General features: G+C 63.9%; 5 protein-coding genes. All 5 read left to right on the top strand.

Going from position 1 to position 6,450, the window contains the following annotated elements:
- Positions 1-141: 141 nt before the first annotated feature.
- The 5 genes from GVL04_RS15790 to allB all read left to right on the top strand — a co-directional run bounded on the left by GVL04_RS15790 (position 142) and on the right by allB (position 6,440).
- Positions 142-945: a hydroxypyruvate isomerase family protein gene (locus GVL04_RS15790; protein ID WP_089596273.1), complete on the top strand. Its 804-nt coding sequence runs from the start codon at positions 142-144 to the stop codon at positions 943-945.
- A 71-nt stretch (positions 946-1,016) separates the two neighbouring features.
- On the top strand, positions 1,017-1,967 hold the full coding sequence (locus tag GVL04_RS15785; RefSeq protein ID WP_268825385.1) for a 2-hydroxy-3-oxopropionate reductase: 951 nt from the start codon (positions 1,017-1,019) through the stop codon (positions 1,965-1,967).
- Positions 1,968-2,113: 146 nt separating this feature from the next.
- A complete protein-coding gene (gcl, locus tag GVL04_RS15780) occupies positions 2,114-3,889 on the top strand; it encodes a glyoxylate carboligase (protein ID WP_159706268.1) in 1,776 nt (591 codons plus the stop codon).
- Positions 3,890-3,913: 24 nt separating this feature from the next.
- A complete protein-coding gene (locus GVL04_RS15775) occupies positions 3,914-5,098 on the top strand; it encodes a glycerate kinase (RefSeq protein ID WP_159706266.1) in 1,185 nt (394 codons plus the stop codon).
- Complete coding sequence (gene allB / locus GVL04_RS15770) at positions 5,091-6,440, top strand: allantoinase AllB (protein ID WP_159706264.1); 1,350 nt, start codon at positions 5,091-5,093, stop codon at positions 6,438-6,440. The genes GVL04_RS15775 and allB overlap by 8 nt, the downstream gene beginning before the upstream one ends.
- Positions 6,441-6,450 lie beyond the last annotated feature (10 nt).

Below are 6,450 nucleotides of genomic sequence, written 5' to 3'. Positions count from 1 at the left end.
CCCTTGACTCCCACCCCCACCTTCTCTAAACTTTTCATAAAGCAGAATCTAAATTCCACAAAGCGGAAACTGAGGCCAGGCAACAAGGCAGCAGCCAAGCTAGGGAAGATAGATCCAAGCCCCTCCTCGGAAGGACCTACGATGACGTACACAGTGAACTGTTCCATCCTCCTGACGGAGCTGCCCTTGCTCGAGCGCCCCGCCGCCGCGAAGGCAGCCGGTTTTGACGCCGTCGAGTTCTGGTGGCCCTTCGAAACCTCCGTCCCCACCGACGCCCAAGTAACAGAGTTTGAAACAGCCATCAAGGACGCCGGCGTTCAGCTCACGGGCCTGAACTTCAACGCAGGCAACATGCCCGGCGGCGACCGTGGCCTGGTTTCCTGGAAGGGACGTTGCTCTGAGTTCAAGGACAACATCGACGTCGTAGCCGGTATCGGTGAGCGCCTCGGCTGCAAGGCCTTCAACGCCCTTTACGGCAACCGCCAGGATGAGTTCACCCCTGAAGAGCAGGACGAACTCGCCGCCAAGAACCTCGCCGCAGCAGCAGAAGGCGTCGCCCGCATCGGCGGCACCGTCCTCCTCGAACCGGTCAGCGGCGCACCCAAGTACCCGCTCCTCACCGCCGAAGACGCACTCAAGGTCATCGCCCGCGTCAAGGCAGAATCCGGTGCACAGAACATCAAGCTCCTCGCCGACTTCTACCACCTGGCAGTCAACGGCGACGACGTCGAATCCGTCATCGAGAACCATGCCAAGGACTTCGGCCACATCCAGATCGCCGACAACCCCGGCCGCGGCGCCCCCGGAACCGGCACCCTCCCCCTCGGCGAATGGATCGCCCGCAGCCGCGAACTCGGCTACGACGGCTACATCGGCCTCGAGTACAAGGAACCGCAGGAATCGGCCTTCAGCTGGGCCATCCGCCAGCGCGCCAACGCCAACTAGGCAACGCAGCCCCAACTAGGTAACAGCAAACGCTCCACTGAGCACTCAGTACGACACTTACTGTCACCTAGTTGGGTAAGCACACCCGGGTTAAAACACCCGGACTCCAGACACATACAGACTTCCCCAGAAAGAGAACCACAATGAGCAACGTTGCAGTCATCGGACTCGGAATCATGGGCCTCCCCATGGCCATCAACCTCGTCAAGGCCGGCCACACGGTCACCGGTTTCAACCGCAGCCAGGACAAGATCGACAAGCTCGTCTCCGAGGGCGGCCAGGGTGCCACCAGCATCGCGGACGCAGTCAAGGACGCCGACGTCGTCATCACCATGGTCCCGGACTCCCCCGATGTTGAGGGCGTAGTCAGCGGCAAGGATGGCGTCTTCGCCAACGCGAAGAAGGGCAGCATCTGGATCGACGCCTCCAGCATCCGCCCGGACGTCGCCAAGCGCCTCTCCGACGACGCAGTAGCGGCCGGCATCCGCCCGCTCGACGCTCCCGTGTCCGGTGGTGAGCAGGGCGCCATCGACGCCGTCCTGTCCATCATGGTCGGCGGCGAAGCTGCAGACTTCGAGGCAGCACAGGATGTCCTCAACGCAGTGGGCAAGACCATCGTCCACGTCGGCCCGTCCGGCTCAGGCCAGACCGTCAAGGCTGCAAACCAGCTGATCGTAGCCGTCAACATCCAGGTCCTCGGCGAGGCCATCGCCTTCCTCGAGGCCTACGGCGTAGACACCGACGCAGCACTGAAGGTCCTCGGCGGCGGCTTGGCCGGCTCCAAGGTCCTCGAGCAGAAGGGTCAGAAGATGCTCGACCGCAACTTCGACCCCGGCTTCCGCCTGGCCCTCCACCACAAGGACCTCGGCATCGTCACCTCCGCAGCCCGCGAAGCCAACGTCGCTGTCCCGCTCGGCGCAGTCGTCGCCCAGCTCGTCGCCGCAACCGTCAACCAGGGCGACGGCGGCCTCGACCACTCGGGCCTCTTCAAGCAGGTCCTCCAGCTCAGCGGCCGGAAGTAAGCTGCTCCGGCGGAGCCGGAACAAACAGCGCGGAACAAGCAACACAGCAGGGAACCCGCCGTCGTGCATAAACGACGGCGGCTCCCTCACCACACCCAAAAACACCACAGACTTCGCCCGAAAGGGCAAAAAACAAGGAGTACACCATGGCAAAGATGCGCACCGTTGATGCGGCCGTAGCCATCCTGGAAAAGGAAGGCGCAACCGAAGCTTTCGGTCTGCCCGGCGCAGCGATCAACCCCTTCTACTCAGCAATGCGTGCCCACGGCGGCATCCGCCACACGCTGGCCCGCCACGTTGAAGGCGCCAGCCACATGGCCGACGGCTACAGCCGTGCAGCTGATGGCAACATCGGCATCTGCATCGGCACATCGGGCCCCGCAGGCACGGACATGATCACGGGCCTGTACGCAGCCCAGGCAGACTCGATCCCCATGCTCTGCATCACGGGTCAGGCACCCGTTGCCAAGCTGCACAAGGAAGACTTCCAGGCTGTGGACATCGAGTCCATCGCCAAGCCGTTGACCAAGTTCGCCATGACCATCCTGGAGCCGGGCCAGGTTCCGGGCGCCTTCCAGAAGGCCTTCCAGCTGATGCGTTCGGGTCGTCCGGGCCCGGTTCTGTTGGACCTGCCCATCGACGTTCAGATGGCCGAGATCGAGTTCGACATCGACGCCTACGAGCCCCTGCCCATCGAGAAGCCCAAGGCTTCCCGCAAGCAGCTGGAAAAGGCACTGGACCTGCTGACCGCATCCCAGCACCCGCTGATCGTTGCCGGTGGCGGCATCATCAACGCCGGCGCTTCGGCCCAACTGGTTGAGCTGGCCGAGATCCTGAACGTTCCGGTTATCCCCACCCTGATGGGCTGGGGCGCCATCCCGGACGACCACCAGCTGATGGCTGGCATGGTTGGCCTGCAGACCTCGCACCGCTACGGCAACGAGACCTTCCTGCAGAGCGACTTCGTTATCGGTATCGGCAACCGTTGGGCCAACCGCCACACCGGCGGTCTGGACACCTACACGGCTGGCCGTAAGTTCGTGCACATCGACATCGAGCCGACGCAAATCGGTCGCGTTTTCTCGCCGGACTTGGGCATCGCGTCCGACGCCGGTGCGGCGCTGGACGGTCTGTTGGAGCTGGCTCGCGAACGCCAGGCAGCTAAGTCCCTGCCGGACTACTCGGGTTGGGTTGCCGAGTGCCAGGAGCGCAAGGGCTCCCTGCACCGCAAGACCAACTTCGACAACGTGCCGATCAAGCCGCAGCGCGTATACCAGGAGATGAACAAGGCCTTCGGCCGCGACACCACCTACGTGTCCACCATTGGTCTCTCGCAGATCGCTGGCGCACAGATGCTGCACGTGTTCGGTGCCCGCAAGTGGATCAACGCAGGCCAGGCCGGCCCGCTGGGCTGGACCGCTCCTGCCGCCTTGGGCGTTGTTCGTGGAACCCCGGATGCCACCGTTGTTGCCCTGTCCGGTGACTACGACTTCCAGTTCATGATCGAGGAACTGGCCGTGGGCGCGCAGTTCAACCTGCCGTACATCCACGTTGTGGTGAACAACAGCTACCTGGGCCTGATCCGTCAGAGCCAGCGCGGCTTCAACATGGAACAGAACGTTTCCTTGGCCTTCGAGAACATCAACTCACCGGAGACCAACGGCTACGGCGTGGACCACGTGAAGGTTGCCGAAGGCTTGGGCTGCAAGGCCGTTCGCGTTGAGGACCCGAACGACCTGCCTGCCGCTTTCGACAAGGCCAAGGCACTGATGGGCGAGTTCAAGGTTCCCGTAGTTGTTGAAGTGATCCTGGAAAAGATCACCAACATCTCCATGGGCGTTGAGATCAACGGCGTGAACGAGTTCGAAGAGCTGGCAGAAACCGCGGCGGACGCACCCACCGCGATCCTGGCCAAGGCCTAAGAGAAACAGTAAGGAGGCACCGGAATGCGTGTTGTCATCGCCCCGGACAAATTCAAGGGCTCGCTGTCCGCGCCCGACGTCGCCAAGCACCTGGCAACAGGACTCTTGGCGGGATTTGAATCGGTAAAGGCTACTGCGTCAACTTTTCACGCAACACGCATTCCGGTGGCCGACGGCGGCGAAGGAACCATCGACGCCGCCATCGGCTCCGGCTTCACCCGCCGGACCACCACCGTCACCGGCCCGCTGGGCGAGCCGGTGAAGGCCGACTTCGCGGTGCGGGACCAGGAAGCTGTCATCGAAATGGCGGCAGCTTCCGGTCTCGCCCTCCTCCCGGACGGACCCACGTCCCAGACGGCCAAAACCGCAACCAGCATCGGCACGGGCGAACTCATCCGCGCCGCACTGGACCTCGGCTGCCGCAAGATCATCCTGGGTGTCGGCGGCAGCGCCAACACCGACGCCGGCGCAGGAGTCCTGCAGGGCCTCGGCGCCGTGTTCCTGGACGATAACGGCAACGAGCTCCCCGGCGGCGGCGCCGCCCTCGCGGATATCGACAGCATCGACTTCTCCAACTTCGACGTCCGCGTCGAGGCCACGGAGTTCGTGTTGGCGTCCGACGTCGACAATCCCCTCTTGGGGGCCAGCGGAGCCCCAGCCATCTTCGGTCCGCAGAAGGGCGCGACGCCGGACGACGTCACCTCCCTCGATGCGGCACTGAGCCACTTCGTGGACGTCCTCGCGGCCACAACCGGGCAGCATGCCAAGTACGCAGCCAAGGCAGAAGGCGCTGGAGCAGCAGGCGGCGTTGGCTACATTGCCATCGCAGCACTGAAGGCAGAGCGGCGGCCGGGCATCGACGTCGTGCTTGAATTCACTGAGCTGGAAGAACGCCTGAAGGGCGCCGATCTGGTGATCACCGGAGAAGGCAGCCTGGACGAGCAAAGCCTGCTCGGCAAGACTCCCATGGGAGTCTCCCGCGCAGCACAGAGGAACGGGGTTCCCGTGATCGCAGTCTGCGGCCGGAGTACCCTGAGCCGGGAACAACTAAACGACGCCGGCTTCCACACGGTCCACGCACTGACCGATCTGGAAAAAGATGTCCAAAAATGTATCGCTGAAGCAGGTCCGTTGCTTGAACAATTAGGTAAGCACATAGGCGTGTACCTGGCGGAACGGACCGAAAACAAGGAGTACCTCAATGTCTGAAGCAATCGGCGCCTATGACCTCGTTATCCGGGGCCAGCGCATCCTGACCACCGCAGGCCTCGCAGCCCGCGAAGTTGGCATCCGCGATGGCATCATCGTCGCCATCGAACCCCTGGGCAACGGCCTGACGGGCAACGAGGTCATCGAACTCGCAGACGACGAAACCCTCATCCCCGGCCTGGTGGACACCCACGTCCACGTCAACGAGCCCGGCCGCACCGAGTGGGAAGGCTTTGCCTCCGCCACCCGTGCCGCAGCTGCCGGTGGCGTAACTACCATCATCGACATGCCGCTGAACAGCATCCCGCCCACCACCAGCGTGGACGGTCTGGAGCAGAAGCGCGTCGTAGCCAAGGACCAGGCGTTCGTGGACGTCGGATTCTGGGGCGGTGCCATCCCGGGCAACAAGAGCGACCTCCGCCCGCTGCACGACGAAGGCGTTTTCGGCTTCAAGTGTTTCCTCCTGCACTCCGGCGTGGACGAGTTCCCGCACCTCGATGCAGATGAGATGGAAGAGGACATGGCTGAGCTCAAGTCCTTCGACTCCCTCATGATCGTCCACGCCGAGGACTCCCACGCGATCGACCGCGCACCCCACCCCGGCGGCGACCACTACGAAACCTTCCTCGCTTCCCGCCCCCGCGGCGCCGAGAACAAGGCCATCGCCGAGGTCATCGAGCGCGCCCGCTGGACCGGCGCCCGCGCCCACATCCTGCACCTCTCTTCCTCCGACGCACTGCCGATGATCGCCTCGGCAAAGCGCGACGGCGTCAACCTCACCGTTGAGACGTGCCCGCACTACCTGACGCTCATGGCCGAGGAAATCCCCGACGGCGCCACGGCGTACAAGTGCTGCCCGCCCATCCGTGAGGCCTCCAACCGCGAGCTCCTCTGGAAGGGCCTGCAGGACGGCACCATCGACTGCATCGTCTCGGACCACTCCCCCTCCACACTGGATTTGAAGGACCTGGAGAACGGTGACTTCGCAGTGGCCTGGGGCGGCGTTTCCTCCCTGCAACTGGGCCTGTCGCTGATCTGGACCGAAGCCCGCCACCGCGGCATCCCGCTGGAGCAGGTTGTTTCCTGGATGGCCGAAAAGCCCGCCGCCCTGGCCCGCCTGCACAACAAGGGTCAGCTCGCCCTGGGTTACGACGCCGACTTCTCCATCTTCGCCCCGGACGAAGCCTTCGTTGTGGACGTCACCAAGCTCAAGCACAAGAACCCGATCACGCCGTACGACGGCCGTCCGCTTGCCGGCGTCGTCCGCAAGACGTACCTGCGCGGCACCGCGATCGACGGCCAGAACCCCGGCGGCAAGCTGCTCCGCCGCGGCAACGTTTAGGCCTACTGCC

It is taken from the genome of Arthrobacter sp. 18067, from assembly GCF_902706295.1.
Classification (GTDB): Bacteria; Actinomycetota; Actinomycetes; order Actinomycetales; family Micrococcaceae; genus Arthrobacter.
Note: the sequence above shows the minus strand (reverse complement) of the source record. Positions and strands in the feature narration are given on the sequence as shown.